This window comes from Nocardia sp. NPDC050408, from assembly GCF_044458905.1.
Lineage (GTDB): Bacteria > Actinomycetota > Actinomycetes > Mycobacteriales > Mycobacteriaceae > Nocardia.
Genome location: NZ_JBITIL010000002.1, coordinates 949,922 through 971,012 on the forward strand (window position 1 = coordinate 949,922; position 21,091 = coordinate 971,012).

Annotated in this window: 21 protein-coding genes; 10 read left to right on the top strand and 11 right to left on the bottom strand. The window is 65.3% G+C overall.

Annotation, left to right across the window (positions count from 1 at the left end; all coding sequences use genetic code 11):
* The first annotated feature begins 64 nt into the window (after positions 1-64).
* The gene (locus ACIBJI_RS09145) at positions 65-1,492 is read left to right on the top strand and encodes a FadD3 family acyl-CoA ligase (protein ID WP_397083621.1); all 1,428 of its coding nucleotides are present in this window, start codon (positions 65-67) and stop codon (positions 1,490-1,492) included.
* Here the strand turns inward: ACIBJI_RS09145 and ACIBJI_RS09150 are convergent.
* The 4 genes from ACIBJI_RS09150 to ACIBJI_RS09165 form a co-directional block, all read right to left on the bottom strand.
* Positions 1,480-2,355 carry an LLM class flavin-dependent oxidoreductase gene (locus ACIBJI_RS09150; RefSeq protein WP_397083623.1) on the bottom strand — a complete coding sequence of 292 codons (876 nt, stop codon included), beginning with the start codon at positions 2,353-2,355 and terminating at the stop codon, positions 1,480-1,482. The two genes, ACIBJI_RS09145 and ACIBJI_RS09150, sit on opposite strands and share 13 nt — an antisense overlap.
* The gene (locus ACIBJI_RS09155) at positions 2,352-3,170 is read right to left on the bottom strand and encodes a mycofactocin-coupled SDR family oxidoreductase (protein ID WP_364342743.1); all 819 of its coding nucleotides are present in this window, start codon (positions 3,168-3,170) and stop codon (positions 2,352-2,354) included. The genes ACIBJI_RS09150 and ACIBJI_RS09155 overlap by 4 nt, the downstream gene beginning before the upstream one ends.
* Entirely contained in the window at positions 3,167-4,162 is a 996-nt protein-coding gene (gene mftC, locus ACIBJI_RS09160; RefSeq protein ID WP_397083624.1) for a mycofactocin radical SAM maturase, read from the bottom strand. The genes ACIBJI_RS09155 and mftC overlap by 4 nt, the downstream gene beginning before the upstream one ends.
* Before the next feature lie 116 nt (positions 4,163-4,278).
* Complete coding sequence (locus tag ACIBJI_RS09165) at positions 4,279-5,112, bottom strand: TauD/TfdA dioxygenase family protein (protein WP_397083626.1); 834 nt, start codon at positions 5,110-5,112, stop codon at positions 4,279-4,281.
* A 92-nt stretch (positions 5,113-5,204) separates the two neighbouring features.
* Between ACIBJI_RS09165 and ACIBJI_RS09170 the strand changes: the two genes are divergently transcribed.
* The 3 genes from ACIBJI_RS09170 to ACIBJI_RS09180 all read left to right on the top strand — a co-directional run bounded on the left by ACIBJI_RS09170 (position 5,205) and on the right by ACIBJI_RS09180 (position 7,688).
* Positions 5,205-5,882 carry a TetR/AcrR family transcriptional regulator gene (locus tag ACIBJI_RS09170; RefSeq protein WP_397083628.1) on the top strand — a complete coding sequence of 226 codons (678 nt, stop codon included), beginning with the start codon at positions 5,205-5,207 and terminating at the stop codon, positions 5,880-5,882.
* A 243-nt stretch (positions 5,883-6,125) separates the two neighbouring features.
* Positions 6,126-7,379, top strand: a complete 1,254-nt coding sequence (locus tag ACIBJI_RS09175; protein ID WP_364342752.1) for an amidohydrolase family protein — start codon at positions 6,126-6,128, stop codon at positions 7,377-7,379.
* Between the two features lie 12 nt (positions 7,380-7,391).
* Positions 7,392-7,688, top strand: a complete 297-nt coding sequence (locus ACIBJI_RS09180) for a hypothetical protein (protein WP_364342755.1) — start codon at positions 7,392-7,394, stop codon at positions 7,686-7,688.
* 47 nt (positions 7,689-7,735) lie between these two features.
* On the opposite strand, the gene ACIBJI_RS09185 is transcribed toward ACIBJI_RS09180, so the two are convergent.
* Together ACIBJI_RS09185 and ACIBJI_RS09190 are read right to left on the bottom strand one after the other, a co-directional pair.
* Complete coding sequence (locus ACIBJI_RS09185) at positions 7,736-8,611, bottom strand: SDR family NAD(P)-dependent oxidoreductase (RefSeq protein WP_364342758.1); 876 nt, start codon at positions 8,609-8,611, stop codon at positions 7,736-7,738.
* A gap of 21 nt (positions 8,612-8,632) precedes the next feature.
* Entirely contained in the window at positions 8,633-9,280 is a 648-nt protein-coding gene (locus ACIBJI_RS09190; RefSeq protein WP_364342761.1) for a TetR/AcrR family transcriptional regulator, read from the bottom strand.
* A 110-nt stretch (positions 9,281-9,390) separates the two neighbouring features.
* On the opposite strand from ACIBJI_RS09190, the gene ACIBJI_RS09195 reads away from it, so the two are divergent.
* Together ACIBJI_RS09195 and ACIBJI_RS09200 are read left to right on the top strand one after the other, a co-directional pair.
* Entirely contained in the window at positions 9,391-10,740 is a 1,350-nt protein-coding gene (locus tag ACIBJI_RS09195; protein WP_396958125.1) for a hypothetical protein, read from the top strand.
* Positions 10,737-12,140 (top strand): acyl-CoA reductase, encoded by a 1,404-nt coding sequence (locus ACIBJI_RS09200; protein WP_397083630.1) that lies wholly within the window; start codon positions 10,737-10,739, stop codon positions 12,138-12,140. Before ACIBJI_RS09195 ends, ACIBJI_RS09200 begins: the two co-directional genes overlap by 4 nt.
* Here ACIBJI_RS09200 and ACIBJI_RS09205 read toward each other — a convergent pair.
* The 5 genes from ACIBJI_RS09205 to ACIBJI_RS09225 all read right to left on the bottom strand — a co-directional run bounded on the left by ACIBJI_RS09205 (position 12,137) and on the right by ACIBJI_RS09225 (position 17,661).
* On the bottom strand, positions 12,137-12,553 hold the full coding sequence (locus tag ACIBJI_RS09205) for a hypothetical protein (protein ID WP_364342769.1): 417 nt from the start codon (positions 12,551-12,553) through the stop codon (positions 12,137-12,139). The genes ACIBJI_RS09200 and ACIBJI_RS09205 overlap by 4 nt on opposite strands.
* Positions 12,550-13,710: a thiolase C-terminal domain-containing protein gene (locus tag ACIBJI_RS09210; protein WP_364342772.1), complete on the bottom strand. Its 1,161-nt coding sequence runs from the start codon at positions 13,708-13,710 to the stop codon at positions 12,550-12,552. The genes ACIBJI_RS09205 and ACIBJI_RS09210 overlap by 4 nt, the downstream gene beginning before the upstream one ends.
* Positions 13,707-14,879, bottom strand: a complete 1,173-nt coding sequence (locus tag ACIBJI_RS09215) for an OB-fold domain-containing protein (RefSeq protein WP_364342775.1) — start codon at positions 14,877-14,879, stop codon at positions 13,707-13,709. The genes ACIBJI_RS09210 and ACIBJI_RS09215 overlap by 4 nt, the downstream gene beginning before the upstream one ends.
* Before the next feature lie 15 nt (positions 14,880-14,894).
* Entirely contained in the window at positions 14,895-16,103 is a 1,209-nt protein-coding gene (locus ACIBJI_RS09220) for a CaiB/BaiF CoA transferase family protein (RefSeq protein ID WP_397083631.1), read from the bottom strand.
* Between the two features lie 76 nt (positions 16,104-16,179).
* The gene (locus ACIBJI_RS09225; RefSeq protein WP_397083633.1) at positions 16,180-17,661 is read right to left on the bottom strand and encodes an aldehyde dehydrogenase family protein; all 1,482 of its coding nucleotides are present in this window, start codon (positions 17,659-17,661) and stop codon (positions 16,180-16,182) included.
* Between the two features lie 220 nt (positions 17,662-17,881).
* Between ACIBJI_RS09225 and ACIBJI_RS09230 the strand changes: the two genes are divergently transcribed.
* The 4 genes from ACIBJI_RS09230 (at position 17,882) to ACIBJI_RS09245 (ending at position 21,087) form a co-directional block, all read left to right on the top strand.
* Positions 17,882-18,589 (top strand): 3-oxoacyl-ACP reductase FabG, encoded by a 708-nt coding sequence (locus ACIBJI_RS09230; protein ID WP_364342784.1) that lies wholly within the window; start codon positions 17,882-17,884, stop codon positions 18,587-18,589.
* Between the two features lie 61 nt (positions 18,590-18,650).
* Complete coding sequence (locus ACIBJI_RS09235) at positions 18,651-19,511, top strand: mycofactocin-coupled SDR family oxidoreductase (RefSeq protein WP_364342787.1); 861 nt, start codon at positions 18,651-18,653, stop codon at positions 19,509-19,511.
* Between the two features lie 14 nt (positions 19,512-19,525).
* Complete coding sequence (locus ACIBJI_RS09240) at positions 19,526-19,720, top strand: ferredoxin (protein WP_364342790.1); 195 nt, start codon at positions 19,526-19,528, stop codon at positions 19,718-19,720.
* Between the two features lie 11 nt (positions 19,721-19,731).
* Positions 19,732-21,087: a cytochrome P450 gene (locus tag ACIBJI_RS09245; protein WP_397083636.1), complete on the top strand. Its 1,356-nt coding sequence runs from the start codon at positions 19,732-19,734 to the stop codon at positions 21,085-21,087.
* Positions 21,088-21,091 lie beyond the last annotated feature (4 nt).

Genomic DNA, 21,091 nt, shown 5'->3' on the forward strand with positions numbered 1-21,091 from the left:
CCCGGAGACGGCAGCGAAGCATAACCACGCAGGGCCCCACACATACGCCAAGAAGGCACAGCGTATGAGCTGGGAGACCATCCCGCAGATGGTCCTGTCGGCGGCCGACCGCTTCGGTTCGGCCGAAGCGGTCGTCGATGGGTCACTGCGATTGAGCTTCACCGAACTCGCCGACCGGGTCCGCCGCGCCGCAGGCGCATTCACGGCGGCGGGTGTCGGCGCGGGCGATCGGGTGGCGATCTGGGCGCCCAATTCCGCCGAGTGGATCATCGCGGCGTTCGGGTTGCTGAGTGCGGGCGGTGTGCTCGTTCCGGTCAACACAAGGTTCACGGCGGAGGAGGCCGACGATATCGTGCGCCGTAGCGGCGCGAAATTGCTGCTGGTGCAGCAGGGCTTCCTCGGCGTGGACTACACGGGTCCGGACGGTGTGCCGGTGATCGATATGAAGTCGGACTTCCTGTCCAGCGGTGCACCCTACGAACGGCGGGTGCGCGGGACGGATATCGCCGACATCATCTACACCTCGGGCACGACCGGAAAGCCCAAGGGCGTCATGATGAATCATCTGCAGACGCTGCGGCTGTATGCGGAATGGTGCGAACTGGCCGATCTGCGGGAGGGCGACCGCTATCTGATCGTCAATCCGTTCTTCCACACCTTCGGATACAAAGCCGGGATCATCGCGTCGCTCATTCGCGGCGCGACCATCCTGCCGGTCCCGGTCTTCCATGTCGATCGGGTGCTCGAGCTGGTCGAGCGCGAGCGGGTGACGATGCTGCCTGGACCGCCGACCCTTTATCACTCGCTGTTGGAGGCCAAGGACCGATACGAGCTGTCGTCGCTGCGTGCGGCGGTCACCGGGGCCGCCGATATTCCGGTCGAACTGATCCGCCGGGTGCACGAGGAGCTGCCGTTCCGATCCATCATGACCGGATACGGGCTCACCGAGGCGGGCACCGCGACGGCGTCGCGCCCGGGCGACACCTTCGAGCAGATCGCGACGACCGTCGGGACCGCCTGCGATGGCGTCGAGGTGCACATCGCCGATGACGGGGAGGTGCTCGTCCGCGGATACTCCGTCATGCAGGGCTACCTCGACGATCCTGAGGCGACCGCTGCGGCGATCGACCCCGAAGGTTGGCTGCACACCGGTGATCTCGGCAGTCTCGATGCCGACGGCCGGCTACGGATCATCGGCCGCAAGAAGGATATGTTCATCGTCGGCGGCTTCAATGCCTATCCGGCCGAGATCGAAGGCGTTCTCCTACAGCATCCGGCGGTTGCTCAGGTGGCGGTGGTCGGTGTTCCCGACGAGCGGCTCGGGCAGGTCGGCAAGGCGTTCGTCGTGACCATCGACCCGATCTCCGAACAAGAACTGATCGTGTGGGTCAAGACCCGCATGGCGGGTTACAAGGTGCCGCGCGTCGTGGAGTTCCGGAAAGCTTTGCCGTTGAACGCCACCGGGAAGGTGATGAAGGATCAGCTGCGGTAGGCGCGCGGCATCTCCCGGATGACCGTCGCGCCGAATTCCGCCAAAGTCTCCGGCGCGGCGAAATCGGTGAACCACACATAGAACCGCTCGACGCCATGCTCGACGAGCTCGCCGAAGTGCGTGCGGAGTTGTGCGGCGTCACCGACGACAAGGCTGTCACCCAGCTGACCGAATCGCCGACTGCTGCGCGCACGGACCTCCGCGGCATCCTGCCCATGACCGACGAAGCCGACCATCTGCTGAATCGATATCCGCGCCGATCCGATCTCGGGCAGTAGTTCGGACAGCCGATTCAGTTGCGGTGCAGGCAGATTCCACCAGGTCGCATAGCCACGCACCAATTCCAGCAGGGGTGCGCTGGTACCTCCGATGACAATCGGAATCGGTGTGCTCGGCGACGGCACCTGCGCCGGTCCCTCGGTATTCGGTGCACCCCAATACTGATGCAGCAGTTCGAGACTGCGCCGCAGCCGATCGCGTCGCGCGGCCGCGCGGTCCCGGGTGATATCGAATCCCACCAGCTCGTGCGGCACCGAACCGGCACCGAGGCCGAGTTCGAATCTGCCGCCCGATGCCTCCTGTAGCGTCACCGCCTCCTTGGCGAGCACCGCCGGATGCCGGAACGAGTCGCACAGGACCAGATGTCCGATCCGCAGTCGCTCGGTCCGCGCAGCCACCCATGCGGCTACCGTCATGGCCTCCCACAGGGGCAACTGTTCGGCGCCGGGCGCGACCAGGTGGTCTATGAAAGCGATGCCGTCGAACCCGCTGTCCTCGGCCACGTGAGCCCGTTCCACGATGTCCTCGACGCGCAGCTTGATCTGCGGCAAGAACAGAAACCACTCGGGCGCTGGATTGTTCACAGCGCGAGGCCACCATCTACGGCGACCGTCGCACCGATCATCGCACTGCTGTCCGGCCCCGCCAGAAAGGCCAGGACACTGGCGATCTCCCCCGGGTCGAGCAACCGTCCGATCGGCTGCCGGCCCGCGAAACCCGTCGGATCGGGCATTCGGTACAGGCGCGCTATCTCGGCCAGGAGCGCGGTATCCGCGGAGCCCGGACTCACCGCGTTCGCGGTTACCCCGGTGCCGCCGAGTTCGGCACCGAGTGCTCGAATCAGCCCTGTCACACCGGCTTTCGCCGCACAGTAGGCGGCCAGCTGGGGCAGACCCTTGGTCGCGGCCGCGGAGGCGACGGCCAGGAACCGCCCTGATCGCGGTGCGGGTCGGGCCAGCAGCGCCGGTACGGCCGCCCGCGCCAGGTTCACGACCCCGCCCAGGCAGACATCCAGCACCGCGCGCTCCTGCTCGATCGGCATCTCCCACAGCGGAACTCCACCGGCGATCACCCCGGCCGCCGCGACCACAGCATCCAGCCCGCCCCAGGTCCCGACCGCCTCGGCCACCGCGGCCTGTAGCGCCGAGGGCTCGCGTACGTCGGCAACATACGGCCGCACGGCACCTACCCGGTTCACTCGACTGCTCGCCTCGGTCGCCACCGCGACGAGTTCACGTTTGCTGCCCATCGGATAGGGCAGCGCGGGATCATCGGTCGCCAGATCCACCGCGAGCACAGACCAGCCGCGAGACGCCAGTTCCCGTACCGTTGCCGCACCGATCCCCCGCGCCGCACCGGTGACGAGCGCGACTCGCCGATGCTCCGAACGCGAAGTCACGCCGACCTCCGAACCGCCGGATATTCGGCAACCGGTCGCCGCCGATGCGAATAGTCCTCCGACAGCTTCGACCCGGCTATGCGGCCGACCCCCGCCAGCGCCGAATCACCATCTCCATCCATACATTCCGTATACGCCGTGCTGCTCTGCTGGCTACGCAGTTCGGTTAACAGTTCCGAGTTCCGCCAGATGAATTCGAATCCGCCTGCGGCACGGATGTTTGCGGTGTGGAACTGGTTGTGGTCAGCGAACGCGCAGACACCGCCGACCGGGTCGATCACACACATCACCCGGCCGAAGTTCGACCCTTGCGACGATTCGCCGTAGCCGGACAGGTGGAAGAACGCTCCGGTCAGGACATCGGTTTCGTGCTGGCGCAGCCAGTCATCGAGCATCCGCTCCTGGTCCGCCGCGGGGTGCAATTCGTCCGAGACGCGGCCAGATGGCCGGGTCAGCCGAAGCTGCGCACCGAACATATCGGCGATTGCCTTGAAAGCATCGATCTGGCCGATATTTCGGCTGGTCATCGTGACGGACAGCTCGAATCCATAGACGCCCGACGAAGCAAGCAACTCCATCGCGCGCACCGCCGCCCGGTACGCCCCGGTGCCGCGCATCGCATCATTGACCGCCTCGGTCGCGCCATCGAGGCAGATCCGCACATCGATGTGGCTGTTCCCGGCGATCCGCCGCGCGGCATGGGGCGTGATCCGAATTCCGTTGGTGGAGAATTTCACTCCGATGCGCTTGGCGGTGGCGTAGTCGACCAGTTCCCAGAAGTCGGGGCGCACGGTGGGCTCGCCGCCGCCGATATCGATACGGCAGATCCGCATCCGTTCGAGTTCGTCGATCAGCGCCTTGCATTCGGCGGTGCTCAGCTCGCGCGGATCGCGGCCAGGTGTGCTGGACGAGCAGTGGATGCAGGACAGATCGCAGGCGTGGGTCAGCTCCCAGATCAGGTCGATCGGCGCTTCGCTGGTGTTGTCGATCATGGGGACTCCCGCGTCATCGCTTGCGCTACCAACTCGAATGGAAATGCAATTCTCGTCGCACGATAATGCCATTCTGCAGCGGAAACAAGGAGGCGGGCCGGTCGATACCGCCGCCGTCAGGCGACGGCTTCCTCGCCGACCAGGGTGGTGCGGTGCATCAACCGGCGTGAGCTCACCTCATAGTGCTGGGCACGGTGCAGCATGCCGGTGTTGTCCCACACCACCAGATCGCCGGGCCGCCATTGATGCCGCAAGGCGAACCGCGACTGGGTCGACCATTCGAGCAACCGATCCAGCAGCGCCCGGCTCTCGTCCGCCGACATGCCGACGACCTGCGCCGCGGTCGCACCGATCAGCAGCGACTTGCGGCCGTTCTTGCGCGTCCACACCAGCGGATGCACCCGGGTCGGCACCTTCGCCCAGGCGGCCCGCTCCCGATCCGTCGGATCCGGATTGGCCAGCGACTGCGCATGCGCGAAACTGTGTACCACGCGCAGGGTTTCGAGTTCGACTCGCTCCGCGTCCGGCAGCGCCGCATAGGCGGCAAAGGTATTGGCGAATTCGGTGCCACCGCCGTCGGCGGCCACCTCGAGCGCGGTCAGCAGGGTGGCCAGCTGCGGGATGGCATCGGTCGCGCCATCGATATGCCAGAAAAATGTGCCCTCCCGATAGGCGGCAAGCACGCTCTTGGCCGGATCGCGGGTGATGGCCGATACCTCCGGATGCGACTTCTCCCCGCCGAACGGCGCGACCACGACCTCGCCGAGCAGGCGACTCAGCGCAACGAGCGCGTCGTCGTCGATGTGGGCGTCGCGGTAGATCACCACCCCGTATCGGTCGAGCGCGGCGCGCAGATCGTCAGCAACGCGCCGGTCGGCGAGTTGATGGCCGGACAGTCCAGTGATTTCCAGTCCGATGTGGTCGGTGACGGGGACGGCCGTGACGGTCATGATGCGCCTCTTCGGTACGGCAGCACGCGAGTCGTTGCGCCTCGACATGCTGAACTACTGCCCAAACTCAAGATATGCATATGCTTAACACCGTGACGGATGACAGGTCAAGGAGCCGTTCGAGCGCGCACGAGTCGACAGCCACCACCACCCGGTCACGCCGGGTCGGCGCGCAGGATTCGTCCACCCGACTCGCCATCCTGGACGCCACCGCGCGGATCATGCTCGAGCAGGGACATGCCGCGGCGACGTCACGGCGGGTCGCCGCGCTGGCCGGGGTCAAACCCGCGCTGGTGCACTACTACTTCCCGACCATGGACGACCTGTTCCTGGCGGTATTCCGCCGCGGGGCGGAGGCCAATCTGGAACGGCAGCGCCAAGCCGTGTTCTCCGAGCAGCCGCTGCATGCGCTGTGGCAGCTCAGCCGGGAACCGCACGGCACCCGGCTACAGCAGGAATTCATGGCCCTGGCCAACCAGCGCCCGGCCATCCGCACCGAAATCGCCGCCTATATCGAACGTTTCCGCGATATCCAGGTCACCGCGCTGACTTTTATCGCCCGCGCCAACGGGCTCGACCTCACCGCGCTGCCACCGGTGGTGATATCACTGCTGATCGCCAGCATCTCCGGCGTCATCGCGACCGAAAATGCCGTGGGCGTCACGCTCGGCCACGCCGATTTGGTCGCATTCGTCGAGCAGTACCTGGCCAGGTTCGGGGCGACCGCAACCGAATCTGCCGCGACCACAATCGAGGCCGCAGATTCGTGATCCGTGCGTACGCTCAGTCAGAGTTTGAGCACTAGTTCAGCATCCAGCAGGGGCATTACTCGGCTGCGACAGCTCGCCGCCGATATCCCGGTGGGAATTTGTCGACCGCGCCCGCACGCAGGGTGTATGGTCGACCTCACAGCGAGAGTGGCATTCTCTGAAATGAAGACTGACCATCTCTCCGCTTGTCGAGATCGGGGTGGAGGCGCACCCCCGGCGTTCCCACGAACAGCGAGGAGTCACGTGAACATCGACGACATGATTCTGGTGAGCATCGACGACCACGTCGTCGAGCCGCTCGATATGTTCGACGGCCGGGTACCGAAGAAGTGGGCCGACCTGGCACCGAAGGTGATCGTCGACGACAAGGGTGTCGACCGGTGGGTCTACCGCGGGAAACCGACGGGGGTCACCGGGCTCAACGCGGTCGTTTCCTGGCCGGCGGAGGAGTGGGGGTACGACCCGGCTGGTTACGCGGAAATGCGGCCCGGTGTCTACGACATCCACGCCCGCGTACGGGATATGAACGCGAACGGCATCCTGGCCTCGATGTGCTTTCCCACCTTCGCCGGATTCAGCGCCGGCCACCTGAGTCACTTCAAGGACGAGATCACCGTCGCGATGATCCAGGCATACAACGACTGGCATCTCGAGGGCTGGTGCGAGGTCTACCCTGGCCGGTTCATCCCGAACGCCATTCTGCCGCTGTGGGATCCGCAACTGGCCGTCGCCGAGATCCGGCGTGTCGCGGCGAAGGGCTTCCACGGGGTCACAATGGCGGAACTACCGCACCTGCAGGGCAGCCCCAGCTATTTCGACGAGGACTTCTGGGGACCGGTCTTCGCGGCGCTGAACGAAACCGGTCTGGTCATGAACCTGCATATCGGCACCGGATTCGGGGCGCTCAAGCTGGCGCCGGACGCGCCGATCGACAATCTGATGTGCCTGGCACCGACTGTCTCCCAGATCACCGTCCAGGATCTACTGTGGGGTCCCGCGTTTCGCTCCTACCCCAATCTGAAGGTGGCGCTGTCGGAAGGGGGCATCGGCTGGATCCCGTTCTTCCTGGATCGCTCCGATCGCCACTACACCAACCAGAGGTGGCTGCGGCGCGACTTCGGCGGCAAGCTGCCGAGCGAGGTCTTCCGCGAGCACGTCATCGCCTGCTATGTCACCGACCCGACCGCACTCACCTATCGGGACGCGGTCGGTATGGACATAATCGCGTGGGAATGCGACTACCCGCACTCGGACTCGCTGTGGCCCGACGCACCCGAATTCGTGCTGAAGGAATTGAATGCCGCCCACGCCGACGACACCGATATCAACAAGATCACCTGGCAGAACGCCTGCCGGTTCCTGAATTTCGATCCGTTCGAGCACACCCCGAAGGAGCAGGCCACCGTCGGCGCGCTGCGAGCGAAGGCCGCGGGTTGGGATATTTCGACGAAGTCGCGCAAACAATACGCCGAAGCCTATGCCCAGCAGGCACACTGACCGAGGGACGATATGAAGTTGATGGTTTTCTCCCGCCCGCAGCCCGGCCGGGACGAGGAATACAACACCTGGCAGCACGACGTCCACGTCCCGGATATGCTCGCGATCGATGGAGTGAAATCCTGTACGCGCCATCGTTTGCGGACCACCGGGGATCAGCCCGTCGAATATCTGGCCGTCTATGACATCGAGGGCGATATCGACATCGTCATGAAGGAGCTGATCGCCCGCTCCAAGGACGGCCGGATGCGGCTGAGCCCCTCTATCGATCCCGCCAATACTCGGATGACGATCTGGGAGCCGATCTGACCACAGCCGCAAGGCAATCCGTGCTCGTGGCGCAAGCGCATATCTTTTCAGAACCCGAAATCCGCGAGCAGGCGCTCGCTTTCGGTCCAGAGGCGGTCGGCGGTGACATCGTCGAGGGCGACGGTTGCCGGTGTTTCCACCGTCTTCCGGTAGAAGTAGCGCCCACCGTGTCGACCGCCCTCGGGATCGGTTGCCAGCCACACCAGAGTCTCGGCCGGTTCATCCGGTGACACGGTATCGGCGGCGGCCATATGGGCCTGCATCGCCGTATCACCATGTGCGGCAAAGTTACTGGCGACGACGCCCGGGTGCATGGCCTGGGCGATGATGCCGTCGGGGGCCGCTCGACGCGCAAGTTCGCGGGTGAACAGAATATTGGCGAGTTTCGCGCGGCAGTAGGCCGTCGCCGGGTGAAAGTCGTTCAGGCTCTGCGGATCCGCCCAATCGAAGCCCTCGGTCGCACGATGTGCGCTCGACGATACGGCGAGCACGCGCACCGATCCAGGTGGCAGGCCCGCCGCGCTCTTTCGCAGCAGCGGCAGCAGTTCCCTGGTGAGCAGGAACGGGGCGAGGTGGTTGGTCGCGAAGGTGGCCTCGGTGCCTTCGGCGGTGACGATCCGCCGATCCCGCACGCCACCCGCGTTGTTGACCAAGACATCCAACCGCGTTGTGCGGCTCGCAATCTCGGTAGCCACACGCGCCACCTCCCTCATCAGGGTGAAGTCGGCGCGCACCATGTCGAATGCGCCGCCGTCGCGCACGGCGGCCATGATCCGCGTTCGTGCGGCTGCACAACGCTGTCGGTCACGACCGACACCGATCACCTGCCAGCCACGTGCCACCAGCTTTTCGGCGGTCGATGCGCCGATGCCGGAACTGGCTCCGGTGACGACCGCGACCGGACGGCCTACCTCGAATGTCAAAGTCGTTGCCTCTCAGTGATTTCAGCGGGGCCGCAGGCCATCCAGCAGGAGCCCGACGGTGAATTGGACCCGCTCCTCGAGCTGTTCGGGAGTGGGTGGGCGACCGGCCACGATGGTGCGCACCTGGCCGCCGACGACCATGCTCATGAAGGCGCGGGCGGCCTGATCGGAGTTGGTCGGTGCGATCGTACCGGCGGCGATCGCGCGGTCCAGGACGCCCGCGACGAAGTCGACGACAGGTCCGGCGCTGAGTTCGTAGTTGGCGACGAAGATCTCCGGAAAGCGATAGCTCTCGGTATTGATAATGCGTTGCAGGCGTAGCCCGTTCGGCGTCATCACCTGATCGATCCGCAGCCGGGCGACCGCGGTCAGTGTCTCGGCCAGATCGCCGTTATCGAAACCCGCGAGCACGTCCGGGGGCACGACCTGTCGCTCGATGGCGCGCCGGACGGCGGCGAGAAAAAGTGATGCCTTATCGGGATACCGGGCGTAGACGGTGCGTTTGGTCATATTCACACGACCGGCGATCGTGTCGATCGTCGCCAGCTCGTAGCCGTACTCCAGGAACAGATCCAGTGCGGTATCGAGCAATTCCTCGTGCCGCGCCTCGGCCTGTGCCCGCGTGGGCCGCCCGGCCGCGCGCCGAATCGGCGGACCGACCTCCGTCATCCCCGCCTCCTCGAAATTGCCGCTTGCGTCATCGTGCCTCCGATCGCTAATAATGATACGCATGAGTTGCCATTTTTCCAGCGGGCAACGTCACCGGGAAGGACTCCCCCGTGAGCTCAGCCATCGAAACTCTGACACGGCTGGCCGATGCCGCCGATCGCTTCGACCACTGCGCCGCCGACCTGCGCGAAACCCAGGTGGCGGCACTCGACGAAAAGCTCCGGCAGCACCGCGACCGGATCAAGCTGCTGGGGCACCGCGCGCGGGAGGCCGGTGTCACCGATATCCGCGACCGCGCGGATATGGTGCAGCTGCTGTTCCCGCACTCGGTCTACAAGAGCTATCCGGAAAGCTTTCTGATCGAGGAGAAGTGGGATCGGCTCGGCAAGTGGCTCGGCACCGTATCGCCCTACCCCATCAGCCCGATCGACACCTCGGACATCGCCGATATCGACGAGTGGATCGCACGGCTGCAGGCCGCGGGGCACTACGTCTCCTGTTCCAGCGGAACGACGGGCAAGTCGGCCATGCTGCTCGCTTCGGGCCGGGATATGGAATGGTCGCGCAAGGATACGGTCAATGTCTTCTCCTGGGGTTCGGGTGTGCGTCCCGCACAGGACCGGCGAATGGTCGGGATCGCCGCCACCGCATCCGTCCCGAAGAACACCGTCATCGCAGCGGCTCAGCAGGCGGCGTTCGGTGATCCGGCCAAAGAGCGTTTCCGCCTGCCGATTCCACCGATCACCGTCGGCTCGCTGACCAAAATGGTGGTGCTGCGCAAGAAGATCGCCGACGGCACCGCCCGGCCGGAGGAACTGGCCGATTTCGACCGGACCTCTCGTGAGCGGCAGGAGGCGCTCGACAAAGCGATGATTGCCGGGGCCGAGGCGCTCGTGCGTTATCGCGCGGACAAGCTCTACATCTCGGGCATGTGGAATGCGCTGTATCAGGTGGCGGTGATCGTCCGGGATTTGGGCTACTCCGCCGCGGACTTCCACCCCGACAACTGCCTCTACGTCGGCGGTGGGCTCAAGCGCGCGCAATTGCCGCCGGACTACCAGCAATTCGTCCATCAGACCTTCAATATTCCGGCCGACCGAGACTTCCAGAACTATTCGATGCAAGAACTGAATTCCGGAATGCCCAAGTGCCGCAGGGGCGATCGGTATCACATACCACCATGGATCGTGCCGTTCATCCTCGACGAAGACGGTGCGACCCTGTTGCCGCACGAATCCGGCGAAATCGAAGGCCGCGCCGCATTTTTCGACCTCTCGCTGGACGGACGCTGGGGTGGAATCATCACCGGCGACAAGATCGCACTCGATGTCGACCCCTGTGCCTGTGGCAACAAGGGGCCGTCCATCCGCAATGACATCGTCCGATACGCCGATATCAAGGGCGACGACAAGATCGGCTGCGCCGGAACCGTCGACGCGTACGTGCGGGGGCTGTCTTGACCACCACAGACACCGTGGCAGCCGCCCCGTTCTTCCTGCGCGGCGAATTACTCGAGGGCGAGGACGTCACGCACCGCTCGCGCGATCTGGGCGTCACCTTCACGACACCGCGCATACCCATGGACCGTGCGGTGCATCCGCGCAGCGCGGTGCCGCCGCTGCTGAATGTCCCACTCGCGGAGATCATCGATTTCCTCGTCGAGACCGGTCGACGACTGCGTGCCCCCGAAAACCCCTTCGTGCGCGACTGTATCGACCGGATGTCGGCCACCCATGTGCTGCCACGCACCGTGCTGCGGGCGCAGGTCATCGGTGCGGCAGGATATCTCGACAAGCGGCTGCTGGAGACCGTGGTCGAACAGAATTTTCCGGACCCGCGGGCGTTGGACGAGTGGATTCCCAAGCACGACTTCACCGGTCGCCAGAGTTTCGTGCGGGCGTTCGCACCCCGACTGATCCATGTGCTGCCCGGCAACTCCCCCGGCGTCGCGGTGAAATCTATTGCCCACGGCGCGCTTGTCAAGGCGGTCAATCTGTTCAAGATGTCCTCGAGCGATCCGTTCACCACGGTGGCGCTCCTCCGGACCATGGCCGATATCGATCCCGACCATGCCATTGTGCGGTCGATGTCCGCGCTCTATTGGCGCGGCGGCGACGATGCGGTGGAACGGGTGCTGTACCGGCCGCAGTATTTCGACAAGATCGTCGCCTGGGGTGGCGGCGAGGCGATCGATAACGTGATCAAATACCTCGGGCCGGGCTTCCAATTGGTGTCCTTCGATCCGAAGACGTCGATCTCGATGGTCGGCCTGGAGGCCTTCGCCTCGGACGAGGCGCTCGACCGCGCAGCCGAACTCGCCGCCGCCGATGTGATGGTGCTCAACCAGGAGGCTTGTGTCGCAAGCCGTTTCGTCTATGTCGAGGCCGATCAGGCCGACGCCGACCGCTTCTGCGCACGGCTGCACGCCCGCATCGTCGACCGGGCGGCCGGAACGGGCGACACCCGACCGCTCGATATCGACCTGCGTGAGCAGATCGACACCCTGACGATGCTCGACGATGAGTTCCGGGTCTGGGGCCGCACCGACGGCAAAGGACTGGTAATCCGTTCCGATGAACCGGTGGACTTCCATCCGATCAACAAGACCGCCAACGTGGTTCGCGTGGACAGCCTCGATGCGGCGATGAGATACGTCAATGTGGCGACGCAGACGGTCGGCTTCTTTCCGTTCGATCGGATGGCCGACTACCGCGACCGGCTGGCCAGCGGCGGCGCGCAGCGCATCGTCCGCCTCGGCGAAGCCGGACCGAGCACGATCGGCAACCCACACGACGCCATGTATCCGCTGCACCGTTTCGTGCACTGGATGGCGCACGAAGACGGAGTCGCGCTGGACTAGCTGGCCCGACCTTTCTTTGCCGCGAGGTCGTGGTCGGCATCGGGCAGCCGCACCGCGACCCGCACCTGGAGCGTCAGCGAGCGTGTCGGCAGCGCCATGACCGCGCCCAGTGCCGCGGCCCGCCGCACCGCGACGGCGTGCGCGCCGACCGGCCCCCACCACCAACTCCAGCCGCAGCCGTGCACTGCGAGAATGCGGGCGGTGCTGGTGAAGTCCACCGCCTCGAGTCCGACGGCGTCGACGAACAGCCCGCTCAGCGCAATGGATCCGAACAGCATCGACGGCGAGACCCCGTCACAGACCACGTGCACAGTCCCCGCCGGGCCGACACACCGCGCTGCCCAGTCCAATACGGCACGACGACTTTTCGCGCTGCCTGAAACCAGTGCGACGGCGTTCGACCCCGCCGTCAAGCGCCGGGTCCTTCCAGGATCGTCACCGCCGACACCGCTGTCGGCCCGCCTAGGTTGTGCGCCAAGCCGATACGCGCTCCATCGACCTGATTGACCGCAGTGCCGCGCAACTGCTCGAACAACTCGACGCATTGGGCAACGCCGGTCGCCCCCGGCGGATGCCCCTTTGCTTTCAGGCCGCCGCTCGGATTCACCGGCAGCGCGCCGCCGACCTCGGTGACCCCACTCTCGATCAGTTTCGCGGCCCCGAATCGCTCGGCGAAGCCGAGGTCCTCGTAGCTGATAAGTTCGATACCGGTGAAGAAGTCGTGCACCTCGGCGACATCGACATCGGCGGGCGTCAGGCCCGCCATCGCGAAGGCCGCCTTGGCGGCTCGCACGCTGGCCGGGAAGGTCGTCATATCCTGTTTGTGCTGGTGCATCACCGAATCCAGGCCGAGGCCGACGCCGCGGATCCACACCGGGCGATCGGTGTAGCGGTCGACCACATCCGCCGCGGCGAGCACAAGCGCCGCCGCACCATCGCTTTGCGGTGCACAATCGTAGAGCCCGAACGGTCCGGCCACGATCGGCGCCGCCAACGCCTGTTCCATGCTGATCTCGAAACGTAAGCGGGCCTTGGGATTACGCACACCGTGCCGATGGTTCTTCACCGCGACCATGGCCAAATGTTCTCTGGTCGCGGGCGATTCGTGCAGATATCGGGCCACGTGCAGCGCGAATCCGACGGGCGCGATCAGGCCGAGTGGGTAGTCCCAGGCCATATCGCGCGCCATTGCCTCCCATTCCCACAGCATGTCCTTCTGCGCTGTCTCACGCAATTTGTCCGCACCGACCACCAAGGCCACGTCGAACGCACCGGAGGCGATGCCGAACAGGGCGTTGCGCACCGCGTCATTGCCTGTCGCACAGGAGTTTTCGACGCGGGTCACGGGCAGATCCGGGAGGCCGAGCGCATCAGCGACAATCCCGGCAGGGAAGCCGTCGGTATTCCCCATCGCACCGAACCAGGCCGCCTGCAGATCGGAGGTGGCCAAGCCCTTATCGATGCTGGCGGCACATTCGGCGAAGGCCATCGGCACCAGATCCTTGACGCCGAGTGCGAAATGTTCGGCGAAGGGTGTCATACCCGCGCCGACAATGGCCACTTCCCTCATAGCACGACCTCCGGTTCGAATGCGTAGCCATAGTCGGGCACCCCCGAGCGCACCGCGACCCTGCGCAGCACCATGCGGCCGCGGTCCCCGATCGCCACGGTGCCCGGGTCGGCGCCGGTCACCTTCGCCAGCGCCCGCACCCCGACGTCATCGAGTTCGACAATCACCAGCGTGTACGGACTCTTCAGACCCGGCACCGGCAATGCGACGGTGGCCTCGGTGTACACGCTGCCGGTGCGTGGCAGTGGCACCAGGGTGTAATCGGTGCTCAGACCGCCGTCCGCGGCGACCCGATAGCGCGGTGGGAAGTCCAGATCGTCACTGCCGGAGTGCTTTCCGGCCTCCCATCGCACCTTCGCCTCGAATGCGCGCTCGTAGGCGGCCAGCGAGATCGGAATCTCGGATCCGGGCCACAGGTCGCCTTCGGGCAGCATCCTGGCCGTCGACTCGCGCCGGTGCAGCACGGCCGTACCAGCGGCCACCGTGATGCCGGACAGACTGGCCTGCTCCACTCCCACCAGCAAACCGGTGCTACCCCATTCCGCCATGGCCGCCAACGCGAACAGCCCGGCGCTGGCGCCCACCGTCGGCAGCGACGGCGGATTGCCGAGACACAGTGCGGCCGCCTGTTTATCCTCGACCCCGGCCACCGCTACCGGCGTATCGAGCCAAGCCGCCGCCAACGAGGCCAACAGGCCACGCGTGTGCAGCAGTCGCGGATCGCCGTAATCGTGCACGGCTCCAACGGCGTTGCGAGTGCGCACCGGCAGACTGCGCGCCACCCTGGCGGCGGTGCGTACCTGTAGGCCGCGATCGGAGATCAACGCCGCGGCCGCGCCCGCGGGCTCGGTATCCACCCCGATGATCAGCGTGCGCGGCCGGGCGGAACTGAGCGAGTCGAGGGTGGCGGGCGCGCCGCCGAGCCGCTCGATCACCTCCAGTTCCGGATCCAAACCCAGCCCTGCCAGCAGGACCGCGGCATTACTGCTTTCCACCAGCGGCAGATCGCGACTGACCACGACCACCCGTTCCACCGGACCGGCATCGTATAGCGCGGCCCGACCGGCCTCCACGGCCAGGGTGATCGCGTCCTCGTCGTCACCGAGCACCCGGTGGCGCTGGGCGCCCCAGCACGGCAGGTAGGTCCCTATCGAAGCGATGTATGTCATGGGTACTCCAACGAATTACGTGATCGCACCCGCGGTTTTGAGCGCGATGATGCGGTCCCAGTCCAGGCCGAGTTCGAGCAGGACCTCATCGGTCTGTGCGGCGAACTCCGGGCCGGGACGCAGCTCGGGTGCGGTCAGATCGAACTGCACCGGACTCGAAACCAGCTGCAGCTCACCGGCTTTGCGGACATATTCGTTCGCCTGCACCTGCGGATCGTCGACGGCCTGGAGTGCGTCCTGCACCGGAGCCCAAGGACCGGACAGGGTCGCGAAACGCTCGGTCCACTCCGCGAGTGTGCGGGTGGCGAATACCTCGCGCAGGATCTCCACGGCCACAGCGGTATTGGTCGCGATAGCCGCGGCATCGGCGAAGCGCGGATCCTCGGCGAGATCCGGACGATCGATATGTCGACATACGTCGGCCCAGAATTTGCCGGGCTGCAACATGACCAGCGACAGATACCGACCGTCCTTGGTTGCATACAACCCCGACAGCGGATTCGACGGCGAACCGTGTGATCCGGTCGGAAACGCCCGCAGCGGCTCACCCATATACGCCGAGAGCGCGATGGTGTGGCCCATCGACCACAGCCCGCTGCTCAGCAGTGACACATCCACGATCGATGGCTCACCTGTGCGTTCCCGCTTCAGCAGCGCCGCGGCGATACCACCGGCCAGATTGGTTCCCGAGATGGTGTCGCCGAACGCGGGTCCGGGCGGGGGAATAAGTCCGTCGATATCGGGCGGAGTGATGGTTGCGGCGACACTGCCACGGCACCAGTAGGCGGTCATGTCATAGCCGCCCTTGTCGGCCTCCGCGCCGCGCGGGCCGAGACCGCTGCCGCGGGCGTAGATGATCGCCGGGTTCACCGCGCGAATGTCGTCGACATCGATGCCGAACTTGCTTCGGTGCTGCGGCAGAAAGCTGGTGAGGAATACGTCCGCGGTCTTGGCCAGGTCGTGGATTACTGCCCGGCCTTCCGGCACCGACATATCGATCCCGATACTGCGCTTGCCCCGATTGGCATGTTCCACATTGGGATTGGGTTCGCCCTCGACCTTGAAGGTGGCGATCTGGCGTAGCCCGCGCTGCGGGTCACCGGTGACCGCGTGCTCGACCTTGATCACGTCCGCACCCCAGTCGGAGAGCACGGCGCCCGCGGAGGGCACGAACCCGTACATCGCGACCTCGAGGACGCGGATCCCGTCGAGTGGCCCGCTCATGCCGCCGCCTCGCTAGCGCTCGGCGGCGTCACGAGCGGTCGCCCGGCTGTGTTGATTGTTCGCTCGCTGCGCTCGCTCATCGCGCCACCGCCGCGAAGGTCTTGGTCTCCAGGAATTCCGTCAACCCGTCGACTCCCATCTCCCGGCCGATACCGGACTGCTTATAGCCGCCGAAGGGTGCGTCGGCGGCGAAGTAGTTGCCGCCGTTGATGCTCATGGTGCCGGTGCGGATGCGCCGCGCCACCGCCAGCGCCCGCTGCTCGTCGGCGCTGAAGACGCCGCCGGACAGGCCGTAGATGGAGTTGTTCGCGATCCGTACGGCATCGTCGTCATCCTCGTACGGGATCACCGCGAGCACCGGCCCGAAGACTTCCTCCTGGGCGATTTCGCTGTCCGGATCGACGCCGGCCAGCAGCGTCGGCTGATAGAAGAAGCCCGGGTCGACCTTCTCGCCACCGCTGACCAATTTCGCACCCGCCGCCACCGCACGCTGCACCAGACCGTCGACCTTGTCCCGCTGACGTTCGCTGATCAATGGGCCCATATAGGTTTTCGGATCGCTTGGATCGCCGTAACGGACATGCGCGAAGTTCTGCGCGACCATCTCGACGATCGCGTCGTGGTCCTTGCTCGGCACCAGCAGCCGGGATGTCAGCGCGCAGCCCTGGCCCGCGTGGCTGACAATGCTGAACGCCGCGAACTGCGCGGCCGTCCGGTAGTCGGCATCGTCGAGCAGGATCGCCGCCGACTTCCCGCCGAGCTCCAGGAATACCCGCTTCAGCGTCGCACTTGCCGCGGCCATGATCTTGCGTCCCACCGGCGTAGAACCGGTGAAGGTGACCACGTCGACATCGGGATGGGTCGTCATCCGTTCGCCGACAGCAACATCCGAGGAGGTGAGCACATTGACCACACCCGCGGGAATGTCGGTGTGGCGGGCGATGATCTCGCCGAGCGCGAGGGTGGCCAGCGGCGTATCCGGTGCGCCCTTGAGCACCACCGTGCATCCGGCCGCGAGCGCGGGCGCGAGTTTGGCCAATGCGAGCTGGTGCGGATAGTTGTAGGCCGCGATCGCTGCCACCACACCGGCGGCCTCCTTCTCGACCCAGCGCCGATGGCGCTGACCGCGGAATTCGACGTCGTCGAGTTCCTCGGTGAAGGTGAACTTCGGCAGCAATTCGGCGTAGTAGCGGACGATCTCGAAGGGGATTTCGAGCTGGTTACCGTGCGTGAGCTGCCTCGTCGCGCCGACCTCCGCGATCGTCAGCGCCCGGAGTTCTTCGACGTTATCGCGAAACGCCTGGTAGAGCTGTTCGAGGCAGTGCGCGCGGAAGGCGGCGTCGGTGGCCCAGGTCGTGGTGTCGAAGGCCCGGCGGGCCGCGGCGATGGCCGCGGCGGTCTCGGTAAGGCCCGCCTCCGGCGCGTAGCCGTACACCTCGCCGGTCGCCGGATTGAGCGAGGCGAGGGTGCGCCCGGTCTCGATCAACTGTCCGTCGACGAGCAGCCGCCGAGCCGGAACCTGCTCCGGCCGGGCGGCCACTTGTTCTTGCACTGACATCCGGTCTCCTCGACAGCAAATGGAAACTTCATTCTCGCTATTGGAGAATCATACGTTCAACGCTTGCGCGACTGTAGCAACATTCCGAAATGGGCAACACCCCGTTGCGCGCGGATGACCATCAGCCCTCACATGCCGATTCCCGGCAGCACCCGGGAAGTCTTGCGCATACGATCAGCGCGAGAGTACGGTTCTCAACATTCGGAAGGGAGATTCTTGCGTGAAAACCGCTGTGGTCACCGGAGGCGCCTCGGGCATCGGCCTCGGGATTGTCGAGCGTCTGCGCGCTGATGGCCTGCACGTCGCCACCCTCGACCTGAACCCGGCCGCCGAGGAAGATTTCGCCTATCAAGCCGATGTGACGAAACCGGACGAGATCGCCGCGGCGTTGACCGATGTGCGCGCCGAGCTGGGTCCGATCACCGTGCTGGTCAATGCCGCCGGAATCGAGAAGTACCGCCGCTTCCAGAACCTCACCTTCGAGGAGTGGCAGCACATCATCGACGTCAACCTGCACGGCGTCTTCCACACTGTCCAGGCCGTACTGCCGGATATGACGGCCGCGAACTGGGGTCGCATCGTCAATATCTCCTCCTCGAGCACCCACTCCGGCCAGCCGTTCATGGCGGCGTACGTGGCGGCCAAATCCGGACTCAACGGCCTCACCAAATCGCTTGCCCTGGAACTGGGTCCGTACGGAATCACCGTCAACGCGGTCCCGCCGGGCTTTATCGACACCCCCATGCTGCGCCGATCCGAGGAGAAGCAGCTGCTCGGCGGAACCATCGAGGAGCACATCCAACGCACCCCGGTGCGCCGGGTCGGGCGACCCGCCGATATCGCCGCCGCGTGCTCGTTCCTGATCTCCGAGGACGCGGGCTACATCACCGGGCAGATCCTCGGCGTCAACGGCGGCCGTAATACCTGAACCCGTCCGTGCCCGGCACGGGTGGCGCAGCCCAGAAATAGTAGGACCGAAAGGAAGACCCGTGGGACGTGTGCAGGGCAAAGTCGCCTTCGTCACCGGAGCCGCGCGAGGCCAGGGCCGCAGCCACGCGGTAAAACTTGCCGAGGAGGGTGCCGACATCATCGCGGTCGATATCTGCCGTGATATCGAGAGCATCCAGTACTCGCTATCGCGCCCGGAGGATCTGCAGGAGACGACCCGCCTCGTCGAGAAGACCGGACGGCGCATCATCGCCGAACAGGCCGACGTGCGCGACCGACCGCAACTCGCCGCGGTAATCGAGCGCGGTATCGCCGAATTCGGCCATCTCGACATCGTGGTGGCGCAAGCCGGTATCGCCGGTATGAAGGGCGAGCCGCAATGGCAGGCCTGGTCCGATGTCATCGATACCAACCTGATCGGCGTAATCAATGCCGTACAGGCGGCGCTGCCGCATCTCGGCGCAGGCGCATCGATCATCGCCACCGGTTCGACCGCGGCACTGATGGACTTTTCGAAGGTCGATCAGCCGGGCAAGGATCCCGGTGGTGTCGCCTATATGGTTGCCAAACGCCTTCTGTCGCAATACATCCACGAGATAGCCACCCACTTGGCGGCAAGCAGTATTCGGGCCAATGTCGTGCACCCGACCAATTGCGACACCCCCATGCTGCACAGCGAGCCGATGTACCGGTCGTTCCGCCCGGATCTCGAACATCCCACCCGTGCCGACGCCGAACCCGCCTTCTTCGTGCAGCAGGCCATGCCGGTCCCCTATGTCGAGCCGGAGGAGATCAGCAACGCGGTGTTGTTCCTGGCCTCCGACGAGTCCCGTTTCATCACCGGTACCCAGCTGCGCGTCGATGCCGGCGGCTATCTGAAGTGGTACGACTACCGCGTCTGAAGGGAAGAAATACCGTGAAGGTTCGAGTCGATGCCGAGCGCTGTCAGGGGCACACGCTGTGCGCGATGATCGCCCCGAAAGTGTTCGAGCTCAGTGAAATCGACGGACATTCGTCACCGGTCAGCGAAGACGTTCCCGCCGATCAGCAGGACAACGTGCGCGAGGCCGTCCGGTCCTGCCCCGAACGGGCGATCTCCAGCACCGAATAGAGGAACCGCCGATGACCGACATCGCATCCGACGCCGAGCGCAGGCGGCCGGAATTTCATTTCGATCGACACACTCCGCAATATCGCGAACAATTCGTCGACATCACCCAGCAGATGCAGAGCAAGTGCCCGGTCGCCTGGACCGAAACCTACGGCGGGCATTGGGTGGCCGCGGGTAACCGCGAAGTGTTCGAACTGGCCCGCTGCCCGCACATCTCCAATGACAACGACCCCAACGGGGAACGCCGTGGCTACAAGGGGATTTCCATTCCGACCCCGGAACGCGGCCAGGGTATCCGCGCGGGCATCCTGGAAATGGACCCGCCCGAACAGCGGGAACTGCGCTCGACGCTGAATCCGTACCTGTCCCCCGCGGCGGTGCAGCGTTGGATTCCGTTCGTCGACGAAATCGTGCGCGCCAGCATCGACGAGCAAATCGAAAGCGGCACCATCGATTTCGTCGACGAGCTGGCCAATATCGTGCCCGCGGTGCTGACCCTCGCGATGCTGGGCATCCCGCTGGACAAGTGGACCATCTACAACGAACCGGCGCACGCCTCGGTATACACGCCACCGGATTCACCGGACACCCCGCGCATCGCCGAGATGCACCGCGCCATGGGTCTGGATCTGCTGACGAATTACGTCGAAGTCAAACAGAATCCGCGTCCGGGAATGCTGCACGCGGTCGCCGAGTCAACCCTGAACGGCGAGCCGATCTCCGATATGGACGCCCTCGGCATGCTCAGCCTCATTATCGGCGGCGGCTTCGACACCACCACCGCGCTCACCGCGCACGCGCTGGAATGGCTGTCGGAGAATCCGGATCAGCGCGAATTGCTCAGCCGGGAACGCGATCTCATCCTGGATTCGGCGACCGAGGAGTTCCTGCGCTACTTCACCCCCGCACCGGGTGACGGCCGTACCTTCGCCCAGGATTGCGAGGTCGCGGGCACGCGGTTCGCCGAAGGTGAGCGGCTGTGGCTGTCGTGGGCGATGGCCAACCGGGATCCCGAGGTGTTCGACAACCCCAATGAGATCGATATCGAACGGCGGGGCAATCGTCACTACAGTTTCGGCCTCGGCGTACACCGCTGCATCGGCTCCAATATGGCGCGCATGGTGTTCAAGAGAATGCTGCTCGCGGTGCTGGACCGGATGCCGGACTATCGTTGCGATCCCGCGGACGCCGTACATTACGACACCATCGGCGTCATCCAGGGCATGCGGCATCTACCCGCCGGCTTCACCCCCGGTCCTCGGCTGGGCGCCGGACTGGACGAAACCCTGGCGAAACTGCAGCGCGTCTGCGATGAGCAACGACTGGCCGAACCGGTCACCGTGCGCAAGGGCGACGCCCAGATCTGACGAC